Genomic DNA, 25424 nt, shown 5'->3' on the forward strand with positions numbered 1-25424 from the left:
TTATGCCCATAATATCTCATACTATGCATATTATGACAATATCCTTTTAGTAGTTTTGAATATTGTCGAAAATCTCAAACATTGGAATGACAATGGAAGTCACAATTACTCCTACTAAACCGGCGAGAAAGACGATCATCATTGGTTCTATTAAAGCTTTCATACGCTCTGTAGCTTCATCCACTTCATTTTCATAAAAATCAGCGACTTTAGCTAACATCGTATCTAGTGAACCTGATTCTTCACCAATTACGATCATTTGTGATACGAGCGGAGGGAATGCCCAATGTTCTTCAATTGGTTTTGCTAGAGATTTCCCTTCCTCCAATGATACTCTTGATTTTTTAATGACTTCTGCCATTACATGATTACCAATGACCTTTTCTACCATTGCGAGCGCCTGCAAAATAGAAACAGAGCTTGCGAGCATGGAGCTAAGTGTTCTCGACATTCTTGCAATATTTGCTTTTTGGACAATCAGCCCAATAACTGGAAGTCTAAGAACAATTAAATCTATATAGTACTTTGTTTTCATATTTTTGTTTAGTGCAAATAGACCAAAAGTTAAAAGTAATAAAATTAGAATCAATAATATCCAGTAACGCTTTGCAAAATCACTTACTCCAAGTACAAATTTCGTAATTTTGGGTAGCTCTCCCCCAAAACCGTCAAACATTGAGACAAACGTTGGAACAACACCTACAAGAAGAAAAATAACGACTGCTATAGCAATAAAACCTACAACGATTGGATAAGAAATGGCCGATATAAATTTTTGTTTGGTTCGATATTGTTTTTCATAATGAACACTTAAGCGATCAAACGTCTCTTCCATCGTCCCGGAGATTTCCCCAGCTTTTACGAAATTTATAAAAAGAGAATTAAAGATTTTCGGATGCTTCCCGAGAGTTTCCGATAAGGTTTGTCCCTCTCTTAAATCCCCTTCTACCTGCTTCAATACTTTACTAAGGATTTTGCTTTCCGTTTGCGCAGATAAAAGTTTAGTAGCATCGACTACAGTTATCCCAGCTTTAAGAAGTGTAGAAAATTGCCTTAAAAAAACAATGAGATGCAATACCTTAACAGATCCTCCAAATGAGATATCTTTCGTTAAAAATGATTCGGGTATTTCTTCAATCTCTATCACGCGGACCCCATCATCGTTCAATTTCTCCATTGCTTCGCGTCTTGAACTTGCATTTATTTTTCCAGTAACGATTTTTTGTCTATTGCGGCCTTTATATTTAAAACGTGCCATTATACGTCATTTCCTTTAAGGTATGGGTGAGCAATTTCTTTTGAGATTTGTTCAGCCGATACTAAGTCCCTAATACTTGCCTCTAATAGATGCATCCCTTCATTTCTCGATGTTTGCAACACATTTGGAATTTGATGGATTTTTTCATTACGAATTAAATTGGCTATCGCAGCATTATGTACAAGCATTTCCGTTGCTGCTACTCTCCCTTTCTTATCTATCGTCGGGAAAAGTCTCTGAGAGATGATTCCTGTTAATACAGATGCAAGCTGTATTCTTATTTGTGTTTGTTGTGCAGAAGGAAATACATCAATTATTCGGTCTATCGTTGAAGATGCACTTGCTGTATGCAATGTTCCCAAAACAAGATGCCCAGTTTCTGCTGCAGTAATAGCCGTCTGAATGGTTTCAAGATCTCGCATTTCTCCAACAAGGATAACATCGGGATCCTGTCTCAAAGCACTTCTTAATCCTTGTTCAAAACTTCGTGTATCAAAACCTACTTCACGTTGATCAATAATCGATATTCCGTGCTTATGCAAATATTCAATCGGATCTTCCAACGTGATAATATGTTTATTCATTGTGTTATTCATATAATCAATCATCGCCGCAAGAGTTGTTGATTTACCGCTCCCAGTAGGACCGGTAACAAGGAATAATCCTTGAGGTTTTTCACAAAGTTTTTTTAATATTGGAGGAAGCTTTAAATCATCCAAAGTTGGAATATGGGTTGGTATCACACGAATCGCCAACGCCACACATGATCGTTGATGAAAAGCATTGACACGAAAGCGCGATATCCCGGGGATGCCATAAGAAAAATCAATTTCTCCTTTTTCTTTAAAAACATCCCAAAGGTGTGAAGGAATAAGTGACTTTGCTATCGATTCGGTATCGTTTGGCAAAAGCTCTTCACGTCCATATCTTTTTAATGCACCATTTATTCGCATGATTGGAGGAACACCAACTGTTAAATGAAGGTCGGATGCTCCTAATTCATAGGCGGATGTCAATAATGTATTACTCTTGTTCTCCATTCGCTCACCTACTCCACTATCGCAATTCGCAAAACTTCTTCTGTCGTTGTGATTCCTTGTTGAACTTTTAATAATCCATCATCAATTAAAAAGATAGTTCCATTCTCTACCGCTAATTCTCTCAATCTTGTAAATGGTTCGTTATTCATCATGGCGTTTCGTAGGTCATCATTTATTTCTAGAACTTCTTGAATGGCAATCCGCCCGCGATATCCCGTCATATTACAAGAAGCACATCCACGTCCACGAACAATCCGCTCGATTTCAATTCCTCTTTTAGTGAATATTTCTTTTTCCCTCTCTGTAGGCGTATGTTCTTCAGCACAATCACGACATACTTTTCTAACGAGACGTTGTGCTACAATCCCAGTAACGGAATTTGCAATTAAAAATGGTTCTACTCCCATATCAAAAAGTCGAGTAACCGTGCTTAAGGAATCATTTGTATGAATGGTCGATAATACAAGATGTCCCGTCAACGATGCTCGAATAGCAATTTCTACCGTTTCTTTATCGCGGATTTCTCCAACCATAATAATATTAGGGTCTTGACGCAAAATGGACCGTAAACCAGCAGAAAATGTTAAACCAACATTTGAATTGATTTGTATTTGGTTAATGCCTTCTAATTGATATTCCACTGGATCTTCAATCGTAATGATATTGACCTGTTCATTATTCAAATGATTGAGTGCACCATATAAAGTGGATGATTTCCCGGAACCAGTAGGACCTGTAATCAGAATAATTCCGTTAGGTTTCTCAATCATATTTAATAATCTATTTAAATTTTTCTTGTTAAAGCCTAATTGGTTAAGGTCATTCAGTCTACTGCTTAAATCCATTATCCTTAACACAATTTTTTCACCAAATACAGTCGGCAATGTAGATACGCGTACATCGATATGACGAAAATCCACATTGGTTTTTATCCTGCCATCTTGAGGGATACGATGTTCAGTAATATCTAAATTTGCCATAATTTTAATTCTTGCTGTCAATACACTCTGCATATACTTCGGGAGAGTTCGTTCTGTTCGAAGGAAACCATCGACTCGGTATCGGATGACTATTTTAGCATCTTGTGGGTCAATATGTATATCACTCGCTCTTTGAACAAAAGCATTCGTAAAAATTTGATTTACAAGTTTTACGATTGGAGAATCTTGATCTGTAATCTCTTCACGTTCTACTACTTGAACAGCACCGGGAATTTGTACCTCTAATTCTTCAAAATGATCATCCATATCGTAATATTTATTTATAGCTCTTAAAATATCATCCTTTGTTGCAATCGCAGCTTCAACATGAAACCCTGTTGCCAATCTTAAATCCTCTATCGTATAAAAATCCATAGGATCCGCCATTGCAACAAACAGTTTATCCCCTTCCTTTTTTAGAGGAATAATTAGATTCCTTTTAGCAACATCCTTGGATATGATTGAAATTAATTTTGAATCAAAAGGATAACGATACAAACTAATATGAGGGATACCAAGCTGAAATTCCAAAACTTCAATTAATTGCTGTTCTGTAATATAGCCTTTTTGAACTAATGTATCACCAAGTCTTTGACTCTGATTTTGTTCCGACAAGGCCTGTTTAAGCTGATTTTCTGTAATAATTCCAGATTCAACTAATAAATCACCTAGTCGTTTCCTCGTCTTAACCATTTCTATCACCGCTCTGCGATTATTTCACAACATCCCCTGGATCCGTCCAAATCAATTCATCAGGTTTCCCATTTTCTTGTCTTTGCACATTCGAACTATCGTTATGATTATCTACTACATTTTCATTCTCTAAATCGGTTCCATCCTGTTGTTGCGATATTTCATTATTTTGAACTACTTTAACGAAGCCATGAATTTCTATACGATGAACAGGCAAGTAAAAATCTTGCCCAATTAAATCTGTCTTTATTACTGCCCCGTCATTATTCTTCGTTTCTTTTATAACGGTAATAGATTTTCCAGCCTTCCCCTTTTCTTTTACTTGAAAATCGTTATTTTTAATTGCTGGACTATATTGTTTAATGATTTTCGGAGGATACGTTTTTTCTTCCTCAAAACGAAGGCTATAATGTTCGTTTAGTTTTGGTCCAATCAATCTAGCTTTTACTCCATTTCCTGACTGTTCCCATTCAATTTTATAAGATTGCTCACTAGGATTATAAAAACTGAAATCTTTTTTTACATTAGGATCTACTTTTGCTTCCAGTCCTAAAATCGCGTTATCATCAAGTATGGTGCTTGTATTTCTTTCCATTACAATCAAATTTGACTTTAGAATCAGTTCGTACAATATAGATGCTACTTCGCTGGCCGTCTCACCGTCGATAGTGGAAAGATTATAGCTATCAATTTTATGTATTAGAGAAAATTCTGATTTTCCTTGAATCTCATTGTCTTGAATTGAATTTAAAAGTAAACGAACTCGAGGGGTGACGAGTAATTGTTCTCGATTCACTTCACTAATAATTGAATCAATATATGTATCTTCAACCGGACTTTCTATTTAATCATCCTTGTTTTCTACTTGTTCCATTGCTAATGCAGAAGAATTATTAAGATGACTTTCATTAAGATGTGAACATCCATATACAAAACAAGAAGACAGCATTAAAAGAAATGGAACCTTCATTTTTCCTATATTCAATGTTCACTGCCCCTTTCGATATAAGTCTTTTGACCTAAACCTTTCGTATCAATCTACTAATATTGTATAATAGCGTTAAGGAATTTGAAAGATGGTTGGGGTTCGTGGTGAAAATATTTTATTATTGATGAAAAATGTGTGACATTGTAGGAAATTGTTATATTCAAGACTTCTATTACTGTTATTTACCTAGCTTTGTAACGTTTGTTGACAGATAGAAACTTTAAAGTAAAAAAATGAGCGACATTTCGCTCATTGATACTTCGATTTTTAATACACTATCATTTTTATAATCATTATTTCACTAGAAGAATACTATTTTTCGCTGTCTTTCGTTAAATGAATCACCTCATAAGATGTATTAATGTCATCAAAGGTATTTTTTAGTGAAGGTGTAACTTGATAACGAATGATTATTGCGTTTTCTTCGTCGTCAATATCAATAGAGTTTACCTTCAGTTGAAATTGATAACCTTCTTCTTTAAACTTTTTTGAAATTTGATTTTCAGGATTAATCTTAGATGTTAGTCTTTCTTTATATTCCACAAGATTATCAGGCTTTACTTGAACAGTTTCTATATCATTTATAGCTTGATTTACTACACTTTCCATATAAATTATGCCCATTTCTCTTAAATTATCAATTTGTATATGTTGTTCAGCCTTCTTATATTGAAGGGAGCCACTTAAAATTTTTGATATAATCGGAGTAGCAATGACAGCTAAAATGGTAATGATTAAAAGGACTAAAATTAAGGCGTAGCCACTCTGTTTTTTTAATACACTATTTATCATTTTGTTCCTCCGATTTAATATAACTAAAGAGTTCTGAAATAGCTGAATGATCGTTTTTGTCCGCGAAAATCAAAACATGGACTACTACTAAATGTAAACTTTCCGGTGTCTCTTTTGATAGATTTACATAAGGATAATAGGACTTATTATTAATATAAATCGGCTCAACTTCATAATAGTTTTTTCCGTTAATGACACGGGTTTCTGTGTTTTTAACTGGATCATCTTTTACACTTTGCAATACTTTTTCAGCTATATTTATCGAGGTCATACGGTCCTCTGCCTTGCCCGAAAAAAGCATGGCTTGGGAGAAAAAATGTAAAAAAGATACGATAACGATTGATAAGATGGCGATGGAAGCTAGTAGTTCAATTAATGTTAAACCTTTATCATTAAAAACATTTTTCATCATTTCATAGTCTTATCCTTCCACAAAATATAGGAAACTTTTAAAAAGCGTGGTGAAACAAGTTGATAAAAAAATATATAACACACCAGCAAGGAATTACGCTTCTTGAATTATTAGCAGCCCTAGCCATTTCGACACTAGTTATCGGCTTAACTTTTAGTGTACTTTTCTCTTCTAAAAAGTTCAATGATAAAACGCATGCTTATGTCGATTTGAGACAGGAAGCAAATATTATCATCTCTAGTTTAAGAAAACACCAAAAAAATTCAGAAAAAGTTTGTCATGAGCAACTTCTTACAAATGATAATATTTCAATGGAAATTCAAATAAATGAGGTTGAATTAAAGAGTGGATATTGTTGGACTCCCACGAATTCTAATGATACACATGTAAAATTTACGTTAAAGGATAAAAAGCAGCATAATAAATTTGATGTAGATACAATTATTGAGGGGAGGGAAAGAAAGGATTTTAGTATTAACATCCCCGATCAACCGGTTAAGGAAGAAACCTTTTTTGATTATCTGAAGAATAATAATGTGTTTGTATATGGGAATGATTTAGATACCAATGGGTCTAATTCATTTAATGGATCAGGAACAATTCTTATTAATAATTTTAATCATTCAAATCTATTATTCAATGGAGGCGGGAGTGTATTATCAGTAAAAAAAATATTCATTAATAAAAATGGAAACGAAGTTATTTTTAGTGATAGTACAAGGCTCGGGGAACTAGAAAAAACAGAAACAGTAAGGATTATAGGAAATGTACAATTAAATAGGGGGACTGCAGCAATCCTTGGTGATACTATTTATATTAGTGGGAATGTCACCTTTGATAATGGTGCAGTAATAAAAGGGAAGAAAGTCATAATAGGCGGGAATGTAACATTTAAAAATTCCTCAGATAAAATAACTGCGGACGAAATCTATGTTACTGGAACTATAAAAAAAATTGATAATGGCAATATTGTTGGTAGGTTATTTAACTCCAACCCACCCGGCAAAATAGAGATACCAGTAGATATTCCTATCCTACCCCCGTCTTTTCGTGAAGATTCCTGGTATAGTACTAACGGATATGAAGTAACATCAAGTGTAAACTTTTCAGATAACAGCAAAATTTTTTCGCCAAGCTCCTTTACAGTTAAGGATTGGCATAGCAATAAACAAAATGTTATCATCATTAGTAAAGGTGATATTACTCTAGAAAAATTTGGTGGTAGTGATCTTACTGGAATTTTATTTGCACCAAACGGAAAGGTAACCTTTAAAGGAAAATCTTTTAATGGAGTAGTCATCGCAAAGAATGGATTTTTTACAAATGGTGAAACAAAAGTAACCTTTACTAACGTAGATGAATTTATTAAAAATCCGGACAAGGCTCCTTTTAAATAAAATAGCCTTAACGGAAATAAAGCAGATGAGGGGAAATGAAATAAATTTCATTTCACCCCATCTGCTTATTAATTTTCATTACAAAACTGGTTTATTATTGAAATTCATTTCCTATTTAGTGAATTTTCATCGACAATTGGTGAAAATAGATACTATAATTGATGAGATTTTCTCATTAATTGGTGAAAGTCATGCCGACATTGGTGAGAATTTCTGATTAATTGATGAACTTCCTTCACACTATGTTAGAATTTCCTTTAAAAACGGTTTAATCGTAGAAATAAAGTACAAGGAGCCTGTTATCGCGAGTACCTCATCGTCTTCTAAAGAAGAAATCAATGTTTTCATTAGTTCTCGCCAATTTGAATCTGCCTTTGCCATAGGATTATTGGATAATTCCTTTAATTCCTGAGCCGATGCCGCCCTTGGAAATTCGAACTCGGTTAGGTAAATTTCTACATCCATCGCTTTAAAGATCGCAAACATTTCCGTTAAATCTTTGTCTTTCAGTGCTGAAAAAATGATTTTAACTTTTTTATCGCTGAATCGCTGTTTTAACGCATTTGCAAAAGCTTGCACACCTTCCGGATTATGAGCACCGTCTATTAATACTACAGGTTGTTCTTGCATTATTTCCATTCTTCCAGGCCAATAAGCTTTTTGTAAACCAACCCTAATATTGTTTTCGTCTACATGTATAAGTTCAGACTTATTTAAGTGTTCCAATACAGCTATAGCTCCAGCTGCATTTTCGGTTTGATGCTTACCAAGGAGTGAAACTTCCAGATTCAGCAGTACACCTAATTTTGATTCATATGTAAACTGTTCACATTCTTCAAGTGAATGGTAATCAGAAACAAAAAAGTCCTTTTCAATTTGTAAAATCATTGCATTTTTCTCAAGAGCGGCATCTTTCAAAACAGCCAAAGCTTCCTCATTTTTCACACAAGTAATAATTGGAGTGTTCTCTTTAATGATACCCGCTTTTTCAAAAGCGATTTTGCTAATTGTGTTTCCGAGAATTTGTGTATGATCCATTCCGATATTTGTGATGATAGAAGCAATCGGTTTAATGACATTCGTTGAATCAAATCTTCCCCCAAGGCCAACTTCGATAACCGTAATATCCATTGGATTCACTTTTGCAAAATAATAAATAGCCATCGCAGTAATGACCTCGAACTCAGTTGGTGATCCAAGTTCAGTTAACTCTAATTCCTCTGCAAGAGGCTTGATCTTATTCGTCAAATCTGTAATTTCATGATCTTGAATAGGCTGGCCATTCACACTAATTCTTTCATTAAATTGTTCAATATATGGAGATGTAAAAGTACCGACATTAAACCCGGCTTCATTCAAGATTGAGCGAAGGTATGCCACTGTCGAGCCTTTCCCATTTGTTCCTCCAACATGAATGGCTTTAAGCTCCTTCTCTGGATTTCCTAACCTTTCAAGCATCCATTCCATTCTTTTTAAACCTGGTTTTATTCCTAATCTTAATCGAGAATGTATCCATTCGAGTGCTTCTTCGTATGATTGCAACATTCACTGGCACCTCTTGTCTTCATTATCGAAGCGAATCCGAGTACGGATTCGCTTCTCAACTTACTCTGATTTTAATTCTTTAAGTCGTTCTTCAACTGTTACTCTTTTCTCCAAGTAATCCTTTTCCTTCGCACGTTCTTCGTCAACAATTGCCTGCGGTGCTTTGCTGATGAATTTTTCGTTGGAAAGTTTCTTTTGAACTCGTTCCACTTCTTTATTCCACTTATCCCACTCTTTTTCCAAGCGGGCAATTTCCTCTTCAATATTGATAAGTCCTGCAAGTGGCAAAAAGAGTTCAGCACCCGTTACAACGGCAGACATCGATTTTTCTGGCGGTGTAATGTTAATGGCAATCTCGAGTTCCTCAGGATTACAAAATCTTTCGATGAAATGTTTGTTCTTGTCTAAAGCTTCAAGAACCTTTTCATCCCTTGCTTTAAGCAACATTTTTATTTTTTTACTCATTGGCGTATTTACTTCCGCCCTGATCGTACGTACAGAGTGGATGATATCCATCAATAATTTCATTTCACCTGCAGCCGTTTGATCAGAAAGGCTAGGATCAACTTGCGGCCAATTGGCAATCGTAATCGATTCCCCTTCGTGAGGAAGGTTCTGCCAAATTTCTTCCGTAATAAACGGCATAAATGGATGGAGCAAGCGCATCGTATTATCCAAAACATATGCAAGTACAGAACGCGTAGTCAGTTTTGCCTTTTCATCTTCACCATATAATGGCAGTTTCGCCATTTCAATATACCAGTCACAAAGATCGTCCCAGATGAAGTTATAAAGCGCTCGGCCAACTTCCCCAAACTCATATTTTTCAGCTAGTTTTGTTACCGTATCAATCGTGTCATTCAGACGAGTTAGAATCCATTTATCTGCAACGGATTTTTCTCCTGATAAATCAATTTCCTCGTATGTGAGTCCGTCCATATTCATTAATGCAAATCGTGAAGCATTCCAAATTTTATTGGCAAAGTTCCAAACTGCTTCGATCTTTTCCATGCTGAATCGTAAATCTTGACCCGGAGAGCTTCCGGTCGATAAAAAGTATCTTAGCGAGTCTGCTCCGTATTTATCAATAACTTCCATGGGATCTACGCCATTTCCAAGTGACTTACTCATTTTACGTCCTTCAGCATCCCGTACAAGTCCATGGATCAATACATCGCGAAACGGACGTTTACCCGTAAATTTAAGACCTTGGAAAATCATCCTTGATACCCAGAACGTAATAATATCGTAACCTGTTACGAGACAATTGTTCGGATAATAACGTTTAAAATCATTTTCTGCTTCATTCGGCCAACCCATTGTTGAAAACGGCCATAAAGCTGAGCTGAACCATGTATCGAGAACATCTTTATCCTGTTCCCAGTTTTCCTCGTCTGCAGGTGCTTCGTGACCTACAAAAATTTCCCCGGTTTCTTTATGATACCAAGCCGGAATTCGATGTCCCCACCAAAGTTGGCGGGAAATACACCAATCACGAATATTTTCAATCCAATGCATATAGATTTTTTCAAAACGATCAGGAACAAAATGTACCTTTTCTTCACTCTTCTGTAACTCGATTGCTTTATCAGCTAGAGGCTGCATTTTAACAAACCATTGAGTAGATAGATATGGCTCTACAACCGCTCCACTACGCTCAGAGTGACCAACAGAATGTAAATGCTCTTCAATTTTGAAAAGAACACCAGCATCTTGAAGATCCTTTACGATTTGCTTCCGGCATTCGAAACGGTCAAGTCCATTATATTTTCCTGCCTTTTCATTCATCGTGCCGTTTTCATTCATAACAAGAACGCGTTCTAGATTATGACGATTTCCAATTTCAAAGTCATTCGGATCATGAGCCGGAGTAATTTTTACTGCACCGGAACCAAATTCCATATCAACATATTCATCTGCAACAATTGGAATTTCGCGACCAACGATTGGAAGGATAACCGTTTTTCCAATCAAATGTTTATATCGCGCGTCATCTGGATGTACTGCTACTCCAGTATCACCAAGCATTGTTTCAGGGCGTGTCGTTGCAACCTCAATACTGCCACTTCCGTCCGCAAGTGGATAATTCATATGATAGAAAGCACCTTGAACATCTTTATAAATAACTTCGATATCAGACAGTGCCGTTTTCGTCGCTGGATCCCAGTTAATAATGTACTCGCCACGATAAATTAGGCCTTCGTTGTATAGGGAAACGAACACCTCACGTACTGCATTCGAAAGACCTTCGTCAAGTGTAAAACGTTCCCTTGAATAATCAAGTCCAAGTCCTAGCTTAGCCCATTGCTGGCGAATAAAATCAGCATACTCTTCTTTCCATTTCCATGTTTCTTCAAGAAATTTCGCGCGTCCTAAATCGTAGCGCGTCTTGCCTTCTTCTCGTAATTTTTCTTCTACCTTTGCTTGAGTAGCGATTCCCGCGTGGTCCATACCAGGAAGCCATAATACATCATACCCTTGCATTCTTTTCATCCGCGTTAAAATGTCTTGAAGTGTTGTATCCCAAGCATGACCAAGATGCAGTTTTCCAGTAACATTTGGCGGCGGAATCACAATCGTATATGGCTCTTTCTCCAAGTCACTTTTCGCTTCAAAAAACTTACCCTTAAGCCACCATTCATATCTGCCTTTTTCAATGTTTTGCGGTTCATATTTAGTAGGCATTTTGATGTCTTCCATATGAAATTCCTCCTAACCTTTATTAAAAAACAAAAAGCCCCCTTCGTTAAAAGGACGAAGGGAGCGGGTTCGCGGTACCACCTTTTTTCACAAATCACAAGAACTCATGTGATCTGGCACTTGAAATACATAACGGCTTTTAACCGGCTTCCATTACTATAATTTCACAGAAGCTGCTCAAGGGCGACCTTCCATAGGAACTGTTAGGAATCTTTCACCAATGATTCCCTCTCTAAAAACAATCCTCTCATGTACTCTTCCCTGTCAATGCATTTATTCGTTCTCACTATTATTCATTATAGTAGCGAATTTTCGTTCATAAATCAATATTTTCCCTTTTAATTTTTGAAATTGGGTTTTTTCTTACTATTCACAGAATAACCCAATTACTCATATTTTATAACAGGGGCTTTTAGTGAGGAGGTAAAATAAGTGAAAAGAAAACTTAATCAGTACACTTTTCAAAATTGGTTCAGGAACTTTAAGGCGGTTTGTAAGCAGTTAATTATTCCTTTTACTATTTTTCAGGCGATCCGTACTTTTATTTTTCCAACCACAATAGATGTATTATTATTAGCTATTTTTATTGCTATTTCACTAGCATACCATTATGAGTGGATATAATAAGCCCCTTCCAGAAGTTAATTGGAGGGGGGAGTTTGCGGTTCATTTTTCATTCTTTCTTTTTCCTCTAACTTAACTACAACGTATTCCGTATTTTTCATTCGCCAATACTGATGCTGCAATTGGTTAACAAATTTCATCTCATTTTTTTCTTTTCCCGTTGAAAAATACCTTTCGGCAACTCTAAAAATGGCACCAGGATGTGCTAAATAGCTTAAAAATAATAACATTTCTTCTTTTTTAAAAGGAAAGTGACGAAAGTATGTGTCAAGCCACTCTAAACCTTCATCGAACTTCTTTGGATGAGTACTCAATGTCCGATCTAAAAAGGGCAATAGATCGTGAATCGGAGATGCCATTTGGGCCTCTTCAAAATTTGTAAAATATCCAGTCCCATTTTCGTCATAAAGAAAATGCTCATTAGATAATTTCCCATGTATAATCACACTTCTAGTTTTTGTTTCTTCACTCGTAGCTTCTTGCCATTCCTTTAATTTATTTAAAGCGAAGCGTTCCGCCCCGTTAATTTCACGGTAAATGGTGCAAAAAAGAAGCTGAAAGGGAGACATATACACCGTTCTTTCACTTCGTTCCACAAAGGCCTCCAAGACCTCCTGTTCATTTTCCCATCGTGCTGTTGTTTGCTCGTAATGTTCTTCTCTCATTTCTTTCGTAACACTTTCTTCACGAACAGATAGGGTGTGGATGCGAGCAAGTTCTCGAAATAATTCTTTATTCTTTTGAAATCTCCCTTCTCTTTCTTTGTTTTCTAACCAAGGCATCAAATAAAACAAAGAATTCCCTTCTAAAATGGCATATCTTCCATCAAAAGCAGGATAAATTGGAACAATCCTGTTATAACCACGCTGATATAGATGCTGAACGTAGCGAAGGAAATCAAGACCTTTGTTCGCCTCCATTTGTTTAAAGGCAAATTCCCCTTTATCCGTATAAATTTTATAGACACGACCATGCTTTTCAGCATAATTCAAAGATAAACCATAATTGTAAATCAACCTGCTAATGTCCTCATTTGTAAGGCTTGTCATACGATCACCTGCTTAAAAAAGAGGACAAACTGCCGTGCAGGAGTCCTCCTTAAATAAAATTACCGATTATTCTTAAAAGATGGATGGGATTTCGCTGGGATATATAGTACTTGCCCTTCATAAACTTCATGACTTGCTTCTAACTTATTCGCTCGCAAAATTTGCTGAACACTTACATCGTACTTATCAGCAAGCTGTTGAATCGAATCTCCTTGCTGAACTAGCCGTACTCTCATTTTTGTATGGGACTCTTCTTCTTTTCGAGCAAAGAAATCAGCGAAAGACATCGATTTATATTTATCCTTCTTTTTCTTTACTACTGTCTTTTCCTTGGAACTAGATTCGACACTCGAAGATTCATAAGAAGATTCATAATATTCTGTTGGAGATTCTTCATAGTATTGTTGAGTAGATTCCTCTTTATTTTCAATTGGAAAAAAATCAAGTGTGCGCTGTGCCAATGTCTCTAATGAGAGTTCCGGTATTTTCGGAATAGTAGGTTGAAAATGAACTTTTTCACCGCTTTCAAAACCTTCTTGAGGGAGAATTCTTGCCTCTACTGTAAATGGCTCGTATAACTCATCTTCGTCTTCTTGTTCTTCATCTTCTTTTGAGGAACGAGCTAATAACTCTACCTCTATAGGACTTTCCTCTTGTAACTCCATTTGTTCTTCATCTTCAATATCAGTATTTTCATTTATCGGGATTTCTACTGTATCCTCCCGAAATGAATCATGCATTTCCATTTTTTCTTCATATATTCCATGTACATAAATATCTGCAAAAAGTTTTAATCTGCAGCTTTCTTCTAATTCATAATCAAACGTATCAATTTCCACTTCCATCTCATCGACATTAACTACTCTTCGTTTTGGAATAGTAATATCGACTGGAAATTGGTGAGAAAAGCTACTTTCTCCTTCATTACGGATATCTACAGCTTGGATATAGGTTCTTCCGGATACAGGTTTATCATCGAACACACCGCTTTCAAAGCTGTGATTAAATTCCCCAGTAAGTTGAAGAGTTCCTTTTAGAACTACATAATCATCTTCATCAATTATTGATATATTAGGATCTAATGAAATTGAAATAAGTTCATCTACTTCCTGTCCTTTTTGAAACCAAACTGTTTCTTCCAATGGGAATTTGAGCGATGTTTGTTGGCGTTCAGGCAAGATTGATTCCTCCTTTCTTTTCCAATGCAAATAATTTCGGTCACTTACAGCCTATGAGGGAAAGTGAACTTTTATGATTGCTGAGTTAAACTTGTATATTGATTTCCGCTCCAGGCGCTTCGCTTTCCGCGGGATGGAAAAGCGAAAGGCGCTTGAACAGGGGCGACAAGCAAATGTTCTCCAACCCTGGAAGTTGTTCTTTATTCTTGGGTTGGAGAACATTTGACCTCGAGCCCCTAGCGCCTGTAGCTAGACAAGGTACGAGGATCCTCCTCGGCGCCATGCGCCTATGGGTCTCCCCTGCCCCTTATTCCTGCAGATTCTCAGCACCTTCCGCTCCAATCATCGTTTTGGCAAAATCAAAAATGTAATTTAACATAGCAAAAAAAATAGGAATGATGGCGGTGAAGCCATCACTCCTATTATCATTAATTGCTAATCTTATTAAATGTTGTTTTTATTGCTGTAATCGTTTTATCAATATCATCATCAGTATGAGCCGTTGAAAGGAATAATCCTTCAAACTGGGAAGGTGGTAAAAACACTCCGTTATCCGCCATTTCCTTATAATACCTTGCAAATAAAGTTAAGTCAGACGTTTTTGCAGTCTCATAATTTATTACTTTTTCGTTCGTGAAGAAAATTCCAATCATGGAGCCAGCACGATTAATCGTATGTGGAATTCCATACATCTCAGCTGCTTCTTTCAATCCCGCTTCTAATTTATCAGCTTTTCGATTGAAGTTTTCATATGTTTCAGGATTTAATTGGCTGAGAGTCTCATATCCAGCCGTCATGGCAAGAGGATTTCCTGATAAAGTGCCTGCTTGATAGATTGGTCCACTAGGTGCTATTTTTTCCATAATTTCTGCTTTTCCACCGTATGCTCCAACAGGAAGTCCACCACCAATTACTTTCCCTAAACATGTTAAGTCAGGTGTGATACCAAAATACCCTTGAGCGCAATTAAATCCTACTCGGAAACCTGTCATGACTTCGTCAAAAATTAATAATGCACCATACTCATTTGTCACTTCACGGAGACCTTCTAAAAATCCAGGTAGAGGCGGAACAACTCCCATATTGCCCGCTACAGGCTCTACAATAATACAAGCGATGTCTTCTCCAAATTCTTTAAAGGCATAACGGACGCTTTCCAAATCATTGTAAGGTACCGTAATCGTATTTTTTGCGACACTTTCAGGTACTCCCGGGCTATCAGGTAAACCTAGTGTAGCAACTCCAGAACCGGCCTTAATTAAAAGTGAGTCACCGTGACCGTGATAGCATCCTTCAAATTTCAATATTTTATTACGACCTGTGTAGCCTCTTGCAAGACGCAAGGCACTCATCGTTGCTTCCGTACCAGAGGAAACCATACGGATAATTTCAATAGATGGTACGCGTTCAGTGACTAACTTGGCAAGTTTATTTTCTATAAGAGTTGGAGCACCAAAGCTCGTACCACTTTCCGCTACTTTTTTTATCGCTTCCACTACTTGATCATTTGCATGACCGAGAATTAATGGTCCCCAAGATAAGACATAATCAATATAGTCATTGCCATCAATATCGTAAATTCGAGAGCCTTTTCCTCTCTCCATAAAAATCGGGTCCATATTAACCGATTTAAAAGCTCGAACAGGACTATTCACCCCACCTGGCATAAGAGTTTTTGCTTCTTTAAAAGCTTGCTTTGATTTCTCATAGGAACGCATCGCTCTAACCTCCACCTTAATTAGTCCTTTATAAGGAATTTATCTTTTAGGTACTTGTGTATAAATTTATAGGAAGTAGTTCCCTTCTAGCTGCAGCGCCTATCGACTAGCAAACTTCTTGTCCTTCTCCCTACGATAAGTTAACATCGGCTCGTTCCTCGCCGTGTTTCCTTTATCTCAGTCAAAGGACCTGAAGTTTGTACTTCGATGAACAGGCGCTTACGCTTTAGTTATTTGCAACCATTTAGCTGCATCTTTCGCAAAGTAGGTAATAATGATATCTGCTCCTGCACGTTTTAATCCTGTGAGCATTTCCATCGCAACCGCCTCTTCGTCTATCCATCCATTGGCAGCAGCTGCTTTAATCAATGAATATTCACCACTTACGTTATAGGCAACGATTGGAGCATTGAAGTTATTTTTCACATCCCTAATGATATCCATATAGGCAAGTGCCGGCTTCACGATGATAAAATCTGCACCTTCCTCCATATCAGACTGAGCTTCTCTTAAGGCTTCCATTCTGTTGGCAGGATCCATTTGATATGTTTTACGGTCGCCAAATTGTGGAGTACTATTAGCAGCATCTCTAAATGGACCGTAGAAAGCAGAGGAATATTTAACAGCATAGGACATAATTGGAATATGAACAAAACCTGCTTCATCCAAACCTTGCCTAATGGCTGCAACAAATCCATCCATCATATTAGAAGGTGCGATAATATCAGCACCTGCTTTCGCTTGGCTAATTGCTGTTTTAACGAGCAACTCTAAACTTTCATCATTTAATACATAGCCGTTTTCTACTACTCCACAATGTCCATGATCGGTATATTCACAAAGGCAAGTGTCCGCTACTACAAGTAGTTCAGGATAGTGTTTTTTTACTTCCCTCGTTGCCTCTTGTACGATTCCATGGTCATGATAAGCACCAGAACCACAGTCGTCTTTTTCTTTAGGAACACCAAATAAAATAATGGATTTAATACCGAGACTTACAATTTCATCGAGTTCTTCTTTTAATAGATCCAAAGAAATTTGAAAAACTCCCGGCATTGAAGAAACTTCATTTCTTTCATTTTCCCCTTCTACAATAAAAAGTGGGTAAATAAAATCTTCCACGTGTAAATGAGTTTCTCGAACCATTGACCTCATATTTGCGGAATGGCGTAATCTACGGTGGCGTTTAAATTGAACTTTTTCCATGGTTAATCTTCCCTTCATCTACTTGCTTTTTGACATACAAGCATATCTCGTTGAACATATCATCAATTGTAAATTTTTTAGGACAAATATGAGTAATATAACCTGATTGTTCAATCGCTTTTTTTGTCACAGTGCCAATTGCAGCATACAAAAGCCTCTTTGCATGCCTAGTAAGATGATGCTGATTTACAATTTTCATAAAATGATTGAAAGTAGAGGGACTTGTAAAAGCTGCAATATCAAGCAAATCTTCTTCCAACATATGGACTAGCTTATCCGTTTCTTTCGAAGGATAATACGTTTCATATACAATCCACTCATCCGCAGTTAATCCTCTTACTCGAAAACTCTCAGCAATAATCGTACTTGCAAGATTTCCTTTAGGAATTAATACTTTTTTTCCGGTTAATCCTTCGTTAAAAAATTCACGAGCAAAATCTTCCGCAGTATATACATTCGGCATAAAACGAGAAGGAAGTCTGTAACGATATAATGCTTCCCTTGTTTTTTCCCCGACGACCGCAAATTGAACATTACCATTGTGAAGTTGTTCATCAACTAAACCCTTTATGTGTTGAAAAAAATAATGAACGCCATTTTTACTCGTGAATATAATCCATTCGTAATGATGTATATTGTTTATAAAATAAGGTGCATTTTGATCATGATGTGCTCGGAAGTCGATGAGAGGAACCATATGAGGCACCCCTCCAGATGAAGCAACATCCATACAAAACTTTTCTCCTTGTTCTCCACCACGAGTAATGAGCACATGCTTGCCTTTTAATGGAAGCTCCCTGCTCTTCATTTTTCCAATTCATCCCTTACTTGATCAATCAATTTCTTTGCTCCTTGATCAATTAAAAGTTTGGCAGCTTCTTCACCCACTAAACGCGGTTCCCACCCTGAAACTGTCTCCTTGTAAACAACCTTTCCATCAGGAGATGCGACAAGGGCGGTTAACTCGATTTGATTATCATCAAGGATTCTGCCGAAGCCTGCAATCGGCACTTGGCAGCTTCCTTCCATTTCATGCAAAAAGACCCGTTCTGCTTCTACTGCACGTGCAGTTAGATCAGATGTAAGCTTTGACAGCTGTTCAAGTAACTCTAAATCATCAGAACGACATTCTATCCCAAGCGCACCTTGTCCGATTGCAGGTAAGCATGTATCCCGCTCTAGAAATTCAGTTACAATATCATCTGTCCATCCCATACGTGAAAGTCCGGCAGCAGCTAAAATAATGGCATCGTAATCTTCTGTTTCTAATTTATTGATACGTGTTTCAATATTTCCACGGATCCATTTTATTTCTAAATCAGGGCGGATGGCTAATAGTTGTGCACTTCTGCGCAAACTGCTCGTACCAACTTTCGCACCTGCTGGAAGATCTTTCAACTTAACATGATTTTTTGAGATCAAAACATCGCGAGGATCTTCTCTATGAGGAATACATCCAATGACAAGACCATCTGGAAGAACTGCAGGCATATCTTTCATGCTATGAACCGCCATATCAATTTCCCCATCTAACATCGCCTGTTCTATTTCTTTAACAAAAAGACCTTTTCCTCCTACTTTGGAAAGAGTCACGTCGAGAATCCGATCTCCTTTTGTTACAATTTCTTTTATTTCAAACTCAAATGGCGCACCAAGCTTTTCCAATTGTTCACGGACCCAATTTGTCTGCGTTAAAGCTAGCTTGCTTCTTCTTGAACCTATGATAATTTTACGCATGAAATGATCTCCTGCCTTTTAATAATTATTCATACCATATATGAAAGTTTGATAATCGACTTATATAAATAAAATTAATCAATACGATTAGAAATGCAGCTGAATTCCATAATGCAAGCGTTTTTCCAAACACTTCTTTTTTCCTGTGCAAATACAGAACCAAACTATAAATCAATAATATAAAAAAGGAACCAATAATTTTAGGATCATACCATTGGAAGAATGAAAGTTTCATAAAAGCCCACTGTAATCCAAGAATGAGGCTTAAAAGCAGTGTAGGTACTCCAATTAAGTTTAATACATAAGATATTTTCTCTAATTTCGCTAAATCACTCAAGCGCCAAAGACGTTTAATCCATTTTTTTCCCTTCAGTAATTTATATTGCAGTAAATAAAGTACTGAAAAGACAAAAGATAAAGTAAATGCTCCATAAGACAATATTGCCATTGTAATATGAATAAATAATAACTCCGAAATAAGCTGTTCAGCCATAGCAGGCCGTTGTATTGGAGCAAAGGCGTGAATCGCCATTATAGTAAATCCAAGGAGATTCGTAAAAAATACAGTGAAATCTACCTTTAAAATCCGATGAATTATGAGTGACAGTGTTATGAGTATCCAGGAATAAAAATAAAGTCCTTCAAATAGCGTAAGTACAGGAAATCTCCCCGTCCTCAACATATATAAACATAAAAAAATTGTTTGAAGGATCCAAACAATCGAAAGAAACAGGAAGGCAAGTCGGTTTGCCTTCCGATTGTGTTCAAGAAAATCAAAAAAATATAATAAAATGGATAATGCATATATAACGATAACAATTTCAGGCAATCTAACCATCATCAGCTCAATCATCACTCACGTCCTCTTATGATTGGTAAGTAGGAAGCGGGACAGACATTAGATGTTTCTCTTGTTGAGATTTTTTACTTTCTTTTGCTTGTCCACCATTTAGCTCTTCTAAATCAAAGATTTGTTTAAAAAGGGCAATTTTTTCTGCTGCCTCTGGCTGTCCGGAGAATTCTTTCACCTGTAAAATAGGTTCTTTTAATAGTTGATTAATGATGCTTTTCGTGTGCTTACTAATAATTTTCCGTTCACGGTCTGTTAAATTAGGTAATTTCCGCTCAATGCTTTCCATCGTATTCATTTGGATAGCATTCGCTTTTTCTCGAAGTGCAGATATAACCGGAACAACACCAAGTGTATTAACCCACTCATTAAAAGCGTCGATTTCTAATTCAATCATAGCTGAAATCTTTTCAGCCGCTTTTTTCCTCTCTGCCATATTAGCTTCAACGATTCCTTCTAAATCATCTATATCATATAGGAATGCACTTTCCAAGTCGGAAACGGCTGGATCAATATCCCTCGGAACGGCGATATCCATTAGAAAAAGAGGACGACCTCTACGAATTTTCTCCATATTGGCTACCATATTTTTATCTATGACATAACCGTTTGCACCAGTAGAGCTAATGACGATATCTGCTTCTACCATAGCGCATTGAAGTTCGGTAAGCGTTTTGGCCTTTCCAGAGAATTGTTCGGCAAGCGACTGCGCCTTTTCAAATGTCCTATTCACCACTGTAACTTTAGTGGCACCGTTTGAGTAAAGGTTTTTAATAGCGAGCTCTCCCATTTTTCCAGCACCAATGACAAGTACATGCTTATCCTTTAAATCCCCAAAAACCTTTTTTGCAAGTTCAACTGCGGCATAACTAACAGAAACGGCATTTGCTCCAATATCCGTTTCCGAGTGAGCACGCTTTGCCACAGTGATTGCTTGCTTCACTAAATGATTAAAAATAGTGCCTGTAGCGCCTTTATCTTGTGCCATTAAAAAGCTATTTCTTATTTGACCAAGTATTTGCGTTTCACCAAGAACCATTGAATTTAATCCACAAGTAACTTTGAAAAGATGCTCTGCGGCTATTTCATGTTCTTTAATATATAAATGGCTCACAAATTCCTCTTGATCTAGGTTGAACCATTCTGATAAAAATTGTTTGATATAATAGCGTCCAGTATGCAATTGATCCACTACTGCGTATACTTCCGTACGATTACATGTGGAAACAATCACGTTTTCCAATATGCTTTTTTTAGTTCTTAATGTTGCCATGGCAAAAGGCAAGTCTGATTCAGAAAAAGCAAGTCTTTCTCTTATCTCAACTGGAGCCGTTTTATAATTTAGTCCTACCAACATGATGTGCATTTTAAATCTTGCACCTCCAGATTTATTGCTACTATCATCTATTATACCACGTCAGATTAGAAGAATTCTAAAAAGATGTGAACAGATCTTGAAACGTGTGTTATATTATAGGTATTCAATCCATATTCGACATATTAGATATATACGTACAGTCCCACTGGATTTGGGAAGACCAAGAAGTCTGTTCGTCGACTTCTGATTCGCTAGACTGCAAAAATTTAAAATGATAAATAAATGACTTTAAAAAACATACCTTATTTAAGGTATCAAATAGGTAGAAGAATTACAAGTTTACAGGAATGGTGTGAATATGAAAAAAAAATCTTATCTTTCGGGAGTCACTTTAATTGGATTTGGTATATATTTTCTATTTCAACAATATCATTTTTCCCTTTTTGATGGGTTCTACACATGGCCAACGTTATTAATTATTGTTGGGCTAGGTTTTCTCGTTAATGGTTATATTGGGAAAGATTTTGAATCGATTCTTCCAGGAGTTATTTTATCTGGATTAGGTCTACATTTCCATATAGCAAACAAATTTGATACTTGGCCAGACCTATCAGGGGTATTTCTCCTATTAATTGCTTTAGGTATTTTACTTACATATGTTAAAACTGGAGCTCATCTTTTCCTAGGCTTACTATTTCTTGCTTTGGCAACATTATTACTGTTTTTTGATAGATTATTATATTGGGCACACAATCACGGTCAAACCCTTTCTAATATAAGCCAATTTTGGCCATATATCTTTATTATTTTGGGTGCGTATTTTTTATTTGTGAAAAAGGCTAAGTGACATTCATGCAGAAAGGGCATCCTAATGTTAGGATGCCCTCTTGCATTTCTTATGCTGATTATTTTTTACTAGCTTTCATTAAAATATTCCATACTTCGTCTTTACCAAGGCCAGTTTCTGAGCTAAACACAACGATCTCATCACTAGGATCAAGATTAAGGGTTTCTTTTACAATTTTTTTATGCTTATCCCATTTTCCACGGGGAATCTTATCCGCTTTTGTGGCAACAACTAAACACGGAAGCTCATAATGTTTTAAAAAGTCATACATCATAACATCATCTTTTGTTGGGGGATGGCGTAAATCAACAATCAAGAGAACAGTCAATAAGTCTTCTCTTGTAGTAAAATACGTTTCAATCATCTGCCCCCATGCTTCCCGTTCTTTTTTCGAAACCCTAGCATATCCGTAACCTGGTACATCGACAAAATACAAGGATTCTTCTATTTTATAAAAATTGAGAGTTTGTGTTTTACCGGGCTTGGAGGATGTCCTTGCCATACTTTTTCTATTAATCATCTTATTTATAAATGAGGACTTCCCCACATTCGATCTTCCAGCGAGGGCGAACTCTGGGAGGCCCTCACTAGGATATTGTTCTGGCTTTACCGCACTAATAACTAGTTCTACTTGGTTTACTTTCATTTTTGCTCTCCCGCAAGCGCAGTTTCAAGTACTTCGTCCATATGTGAAACAGGAACAAATTTCAGATCGCCGCGTACACTTTCAGGAATATCATCAATATCCTTTTCGTTATCCTTTGGTAAAATGATCGTCGTTAATCCTGCTCTGTGGGCACTCAATGTTTTTTCTTTCAACCCACCAATAGGCAATACTCTTCCGCGCAGTGTAATTTCTCCAGTCATTCCGACTTCTTTTCTAATTGGACGCTTCGTTAAAGCAGAGACAAGTGCTGTAGCAATTGTAATACCTGCCGATGGGCCATCTTTAGGAACAGCGCCTTCAGGAACGTGAATATGGATATCACATGCTTCATGGAAATCTTTTTCTAACTTTAATTCCTCCGCTTTCGAACGAACATAACTAAATGCCGCTTGAGCGGATTCCTTCATAACATCTCCTAATTTCCCTGTAAGTACTAATTTTCCTTTACCAGGTGCGATAGATACTTCAATTTGTAAAGTATCACCACCAACTGCAGTATATGCCAGTCCTGTTGCAACGCCAATTTGATCCTCTAACTCTGCCTGTCCATATGTGTATTTCCTCTTGCCAAGTATTTCTTCCAAATAAGCATCAGTTACAACGACTCGTTTGCGCTCTCCTGAAACAATTATTTTAGCTGCTTTTCTGCAAATAGAAGCAAGTTGTCTTTCTAATTCCCGAACGCCTGCTTCACGAGTATAGTAACGGACTAAGTGTTTAATTGCTTCATCTCTCATTTGCAGTTGATTTTTTGTTAATCCATGATCTCGAACTTGCCTAGGGAGTAAATGCTCTTTAGCAATATGGATTTTTTCCAATTCTGTATAGCCCGCTATTGTAATGATTTCCATTCGGTCACGGAGTGGGCCAGGAATGGTCGCTAAATCATTAGCCGTCGCTAAAAACATTACTTTAGAAAGATCATAGGTTTCTTCAATATAGTGATCGCTAAATGTACTGTTTTGTGCAGGATCAAGAACTTCGAGCATGGCTGCAGAAGGGTCGCCGCGAAAATCATTTGACATTTTATCAATTTCATCCAACAAGAATACGGGATTGGTTGTTCCAGCCTTTTTCATTCCTTGTATGATTCTTCCAGGCATGGCACCTACATATGTTCTACGATGTCCACGTATTTCGGACTCATCTCTAACACCGCCAAGGGAAATGCGGACAAAATTTCTGCCCATCGACTCGGCAATCGATCTGGCAAGACTTGTTTTACCGACTCCTGGGGGACCGACTAAACAAAGAATAGGACTTCTCAAAGATTTCGTGAGTTGTTGAACAGCTAAATATTCAAGCACTCGCTCCTTTACTTTTTCAAGACCAAAGTGATCCCTTTCAAGTATTTTTTCTGCTTTTTGAATGCTTAAATCATCTTTAGTTGCTTTTTTCCAAGGTAAAGAAACGAGCCAATCAATATAAGTTCTGATTACAGAGCTTTCGGCAGAGGTAGAAGGAATTTTTTCATAACGGTCAAGTTCTTTATACGCAGTTTTCTTAGCATGCTCAGGCATATCAGCTGCCTCAATTTTTTCGGTTAAATCAGCAACTTCGCCTGTTTTTCCTTCTTTATCTCCTAGCTCTTTTTGTATGGCTTTCATTTGCTCTCGCAAATAATATTCTTTTTGAGTTCTTTCCATTGATTGCTTTACGCGCTGACCTATTTTCTTTTCTAAATTTAAAACTTCTCTTTCATTATGGATAATTTTTATAATATTTCCGAGTCGTTCTTTTACATCAACGGTCTCAAGAATTTGTTGTTTATCATGAAGTTTTAACGGAAGATGAGAAGCAATAATATCTGCCATTCTTCCAGGTTCCTCTATATCTGCAACCGTCGCAAACGTTTCAGCCGTAATTTTTTTGGAAAGTTTTATATATTGTTCAAAGTACTCAAGCATTGTCCTCATTAAAGCTTGGATTTCAATGTCTTTTTCAATCTCGTCCTCAAAAAGTTCTAATGATGCAGCAAGATAAGTTCCTTGGTTGCTTAATGATGTAAATCTTGCGCGCGTTAATCCCTCTACCAAAACACGAATCGTACCATTCGGGAGCTTTAACATTTGCTTAACCTTAGTCAAAGTTCCCATTTTATATATATCATCTTCTTCTGGTTCATCGATCGCTACATCTTTTTGTGTTACTAAAAAAATCAAATGGTCATTCATCATTGCCTGTTCTAATGCTTGAACCGACTGTGCACGGCCAACATCTAAATGCAGCACCATTGTCGGGTATACAAGCATTCCCCGTAGTGGCAAAAGAGGAACAAGTTGCTCCGTCTGATTCGTCAAATCTACACCTCCATAAAAAAAGCTTAAGCGAAGTAGTATCCATTAATCTTACATTGAGATACATCTTCAAGAACTTGAGAATGATGTACGTAATCTTAATTGTTCACGAGATGCGCTTAAGCTAA

The 25424-nt window shown here is 36.8% G+C and carries 21 protein-coding genes and 1 other annotated feature; of the genes, 3 read left to right on the top strand and 18 right to left on the bottom strand.

The window, feature by feature from the left end; translation table 11 throughout:
• Positions 1–46 precede the first annotated feature (46 nt).
• The 6 genes from KHA97_RS07065 to KHA97_RS07090 form a co-directional block, all read right to left on the bottom strand.
• Complete coding sequence (locus tag KHA97_RS07065) at positions 47–1258, bottom strand: type II secretion system F family protein (RefSeq protein ID WP_213123986.1); 1212 nt, start codon at positions 1256–1258, stop codon at positions 47–49.
• Positions 1258–2298: a type IV pilus twitching motility protein PilT gene (locus KHA97_RS07070; RefSeq protein WP_213123987.1), complete on the bottom strand. Its 1041-nt coding sequence runs from the start codon at positions 2296–2298 to the stop codon at positions 1258–1260. Before KHA97_RS07070 ends, KHA97_RS07065 begins: the two co-directional genes overlap by 1 nt.
• An 8-nt stretch (positions 2299–2306) precedes the next feature.
• Entirely contained in the window at positions 2307–3971 is a 1665-nt protein-coding gene (locus KHA97_RS07075) for a GspE/PulE family protein (RefSeq protein WP_213123988.1), read from the bottom strand.
• Between the two features lie 19 nt (positions 3972–3990).
• Positions 3991–4767, bottom strand: a complete 777-nt coding sequence (locus KHA97_RS24405) for a VanW family protein (protein WP_213123989.1) — start codon at positions 4765–4767, stop codon at positions 3991–3993.
• A 504-nt stretch (positions 4768–5271) separates the two neighbouring features.
• The gene (locus KHA97_RS07085; RefSeq protein WP_213123990.1) at positions 5272–5751 is read right to left on the bottom strand and encodes a hypothetical protein; all 480 of its coding nucleotides are present in this window, start codon (positions 5749–5751) and stop codon (positions 5272–5274) included.
• Complete coding sequence (locus KHA97_RS07090) at positions 5741–6163, bottom strand: type IV pilus modification PilV family protein (RefSeq protein WP_213123991.1); 423 nt, start codon at positions 6161–6163, stop codon at positions 5741–5743. Before KHA97_RS07090 ends, KHA97_RS07085 begins: the two co-directional genes overlap by 11 nt.
• 59 nt (positions 6164–6222) lie before the next feature.
• Between KHA97_RS07090 and KHA97_RS07095 the strand changes: the two genes are divergently transcribed.
• Complete coding sequence (locus tag KHA97_RS07095) at positions 6223–7560, top strand: prepilin-type N-terminal cleavage/methylation domain-containing protein (RefSeq protein WP_213123992.1); 1338 nt, start codon at positions 6223–6225, stop codon at positions 7558–7560.
• A 240-nt stretch (positions 7561–7800) separates the two neighbouring features.
• Here KHA97_RS07095 and KHA97_RS07100 read toward each other — a convergent pair whose 3' ends face one another.
• On the bottom strand, positions 7801–9105 hold the full coding sequence (locus KHA97_RS07100; protein ID WP_213123993.1) for a bifunctional folylpolyglutamate synthase/dihydrofolate synthase: 1305 nt from the start codon (positions 9103–9105) through the stop codon (positions 7801–7803).
• Positions 9106–9165: 60 nt separating this feature from the next.
• Positions 9166–11805 carry a valine--tRNA ligase gene (locus KHA97_RS07105; protein ID WP_213123994.1) on the bottom strand — a complete coding sequence of 880 codons (2640 nt, stop codon included), beginning with the start codon at positions 11803–11805 and terminating at the stop codon, positions 9166–9168.
• 47 nt (positions 11806–11852) lie between these two features.
• Positions 11853–12082: a binding site (T-box leader), on the bottom strand.
• A gap of 155 nt (positions 12083–12237) precedes the next feature.
• Here KHA97_RS07105 and KHA97_RS07110 point away from each other — a divergent pair.
• Positions 12238–12429 carry a hypothetical protein gene (locus KHA97_RS07110; RefSeq protein ID WP_213123995.1) on the top strand — a complete coding sequence of 64 codons (192 nt, stop codon included), beginning with the start codon at positions 12238–12240 and terminating at the stop codon, positions 12427–12429.
• A gap of 17 nt (positions 12430–12446) precedes the next feature.
• On the opposite strand, the gene ysxE is transcribed toward KHA97_RS07110, so the two are convergent.
• From ysxE to hemA, 8 genes are all read right to left on the bottom strand, one after another.
• The gene (gene ysxE / locus KHA97_RS07115; RefSeq protein ID WP_213123996.1) at positions 12447–13478 is read right to left on the bottom strand and encodes a spore coat protein YsxE; all 1032 of its coding nucleotides are present in this window, start codon (positions 13476–13478) and stop codon (positions 12447–12449) included.
• Positions 13479–13537: 59 nt separating this feature from the next.
• Positions 13538–14656: a stage VI sporulation protein D gene (gene spoVID / locus KHA97_RS07120; RefSeq protein WP_213123997.1), complete on the bottom strand. Its 1119-nt coding sequence runs from the start codon at positions 14654–14656 to the stop codon at positions 13538–13540.
• A gap of 428 nt (positions 14657–15084) precedes the next feature.
• Complete coding sequence (gene hemL / locus KHA97_RS07125; RefSeq protein WP_213123998.1) at positions 15085–16374, bottom strand: glutamate-1-semialdehyde 2,1-aminomutase; 1290 nt, start codon at positions 16372–16374, stop codon at positions 15085–15087.
• A gap of 219 nt (positions 16375–16593) precedes the next feature.
• On the bottom strand, positions 16594–17580 hold the full coding sequence (gene hemB, locus KHA97_RS07130) for a porphobilinogen synthase (RefSeq protein ID WP_213123999.1): 987 nt from the start codon (positions 17578–17580) through the stop codon (positions 16594–16596).
• Positions 17561–18388 carry a uroporphyrinogen-III synthase gene (locus tag KHA97_RS07135; protein WP_213124000.1) on the bottom strand — a complete coding sequence of 276 codons (828 nt, stop codon included), beginning with the start codon at positions 18386–18388 and terminating at the stop codon, positions 17561–17563. Before KHA97_RS07135 ends, hemB begins: the two co-directional genes overlap by 20 nt.
• A complete protein-coding gene (gene hemC, locus KHA97_RS07140; RefSeq protein WP_213124001.1) occupies positions 18385–19317 on the bottom strand; it encodes a hydroxymethylbilane synthase in 933 nt (310 codons plus the stop codon). The genes KHA97_RS07135 and hemC overlap by 4 nt, the downstream gene beginning before the upstream one ends.
• Positions 19318–19342: 25 nt before the next feature.
• Positions 19343–20170 (bottom strand): cytochrome c biogenesis protein, encoded by an 828-nt coding sequence (locus tag KHA97_RS07145; RefSeq protein ID WP_213124342.1) that lies wholly within the window; start codon positions 20168–20170, stop codon positions 19343–19345.
• 13 nt (positions 20171–20183) lie between these two features.
• Positions 20184–21533 carry a glutamyl-tRNA reductase gene (hemA, locus tag KHA97_RS07150; RefSeq protein ID WP_213124002.1) on the bottom strand — a complete coding sequence of 450 codons (1350 nt, stop codon included), beginning with the start codon at positions 21531–21533 and terminating at the stop codon, positions 20184–20186.
• A 310-nt stretch (positions 21534–21843) separates the two neighbouring features.
• On the opposite strand from hemA, the gene KHA97_RS07155 reads away from it, so the two are divergent.
• Entirely contained in the window at positions 21844–22332 is a 489-nt protein-coding gene (locus KHA97_RS07155) for a LiaI-LiaF-like domain-containing protein (protein ID WP_213124003.1), read from the top strand.
• Positions 22333–22390: 58 nt separating this feature from the next.
• Here KHA97_RS07155 and yihA read toward each other — a convergent pair whose 3' ends face one another.
• Positions 22391–22978, bottom strand: coding sequence for a ribosome biogenesis GTP-binding protein YihA/YsxC (gene yihA, locus KHA97_RS07160; protein ID WP_213124004.1), 588 nt, complete (start codon positions 22976–22978; stop codon positions 22391–22393).
• Complete coding sequence (lon, locus tag KHA97_RS07165) at positions 22975–25251, bottom strand: endopeptidase La (protein ID WP_407658006.1); 2277 nt, start codon at positions 25249–25251, stop codon at positions 22975–22977. The genes yihA and lon overlap by 4 nt, the downstream gene beginning before the upstream one ends.
• Positions 25252–25424 lie beyond the last annotated feature (173 nt).

It is taken from the genome of Lederbergia citri (assembly GCF_018343625.1).
Taxonomy (GTDB): Bacteria; Bacillota; Bacilli; order Bacillales; family Bacillaceae_C; genus Lederbergia; species Lederbergia citri.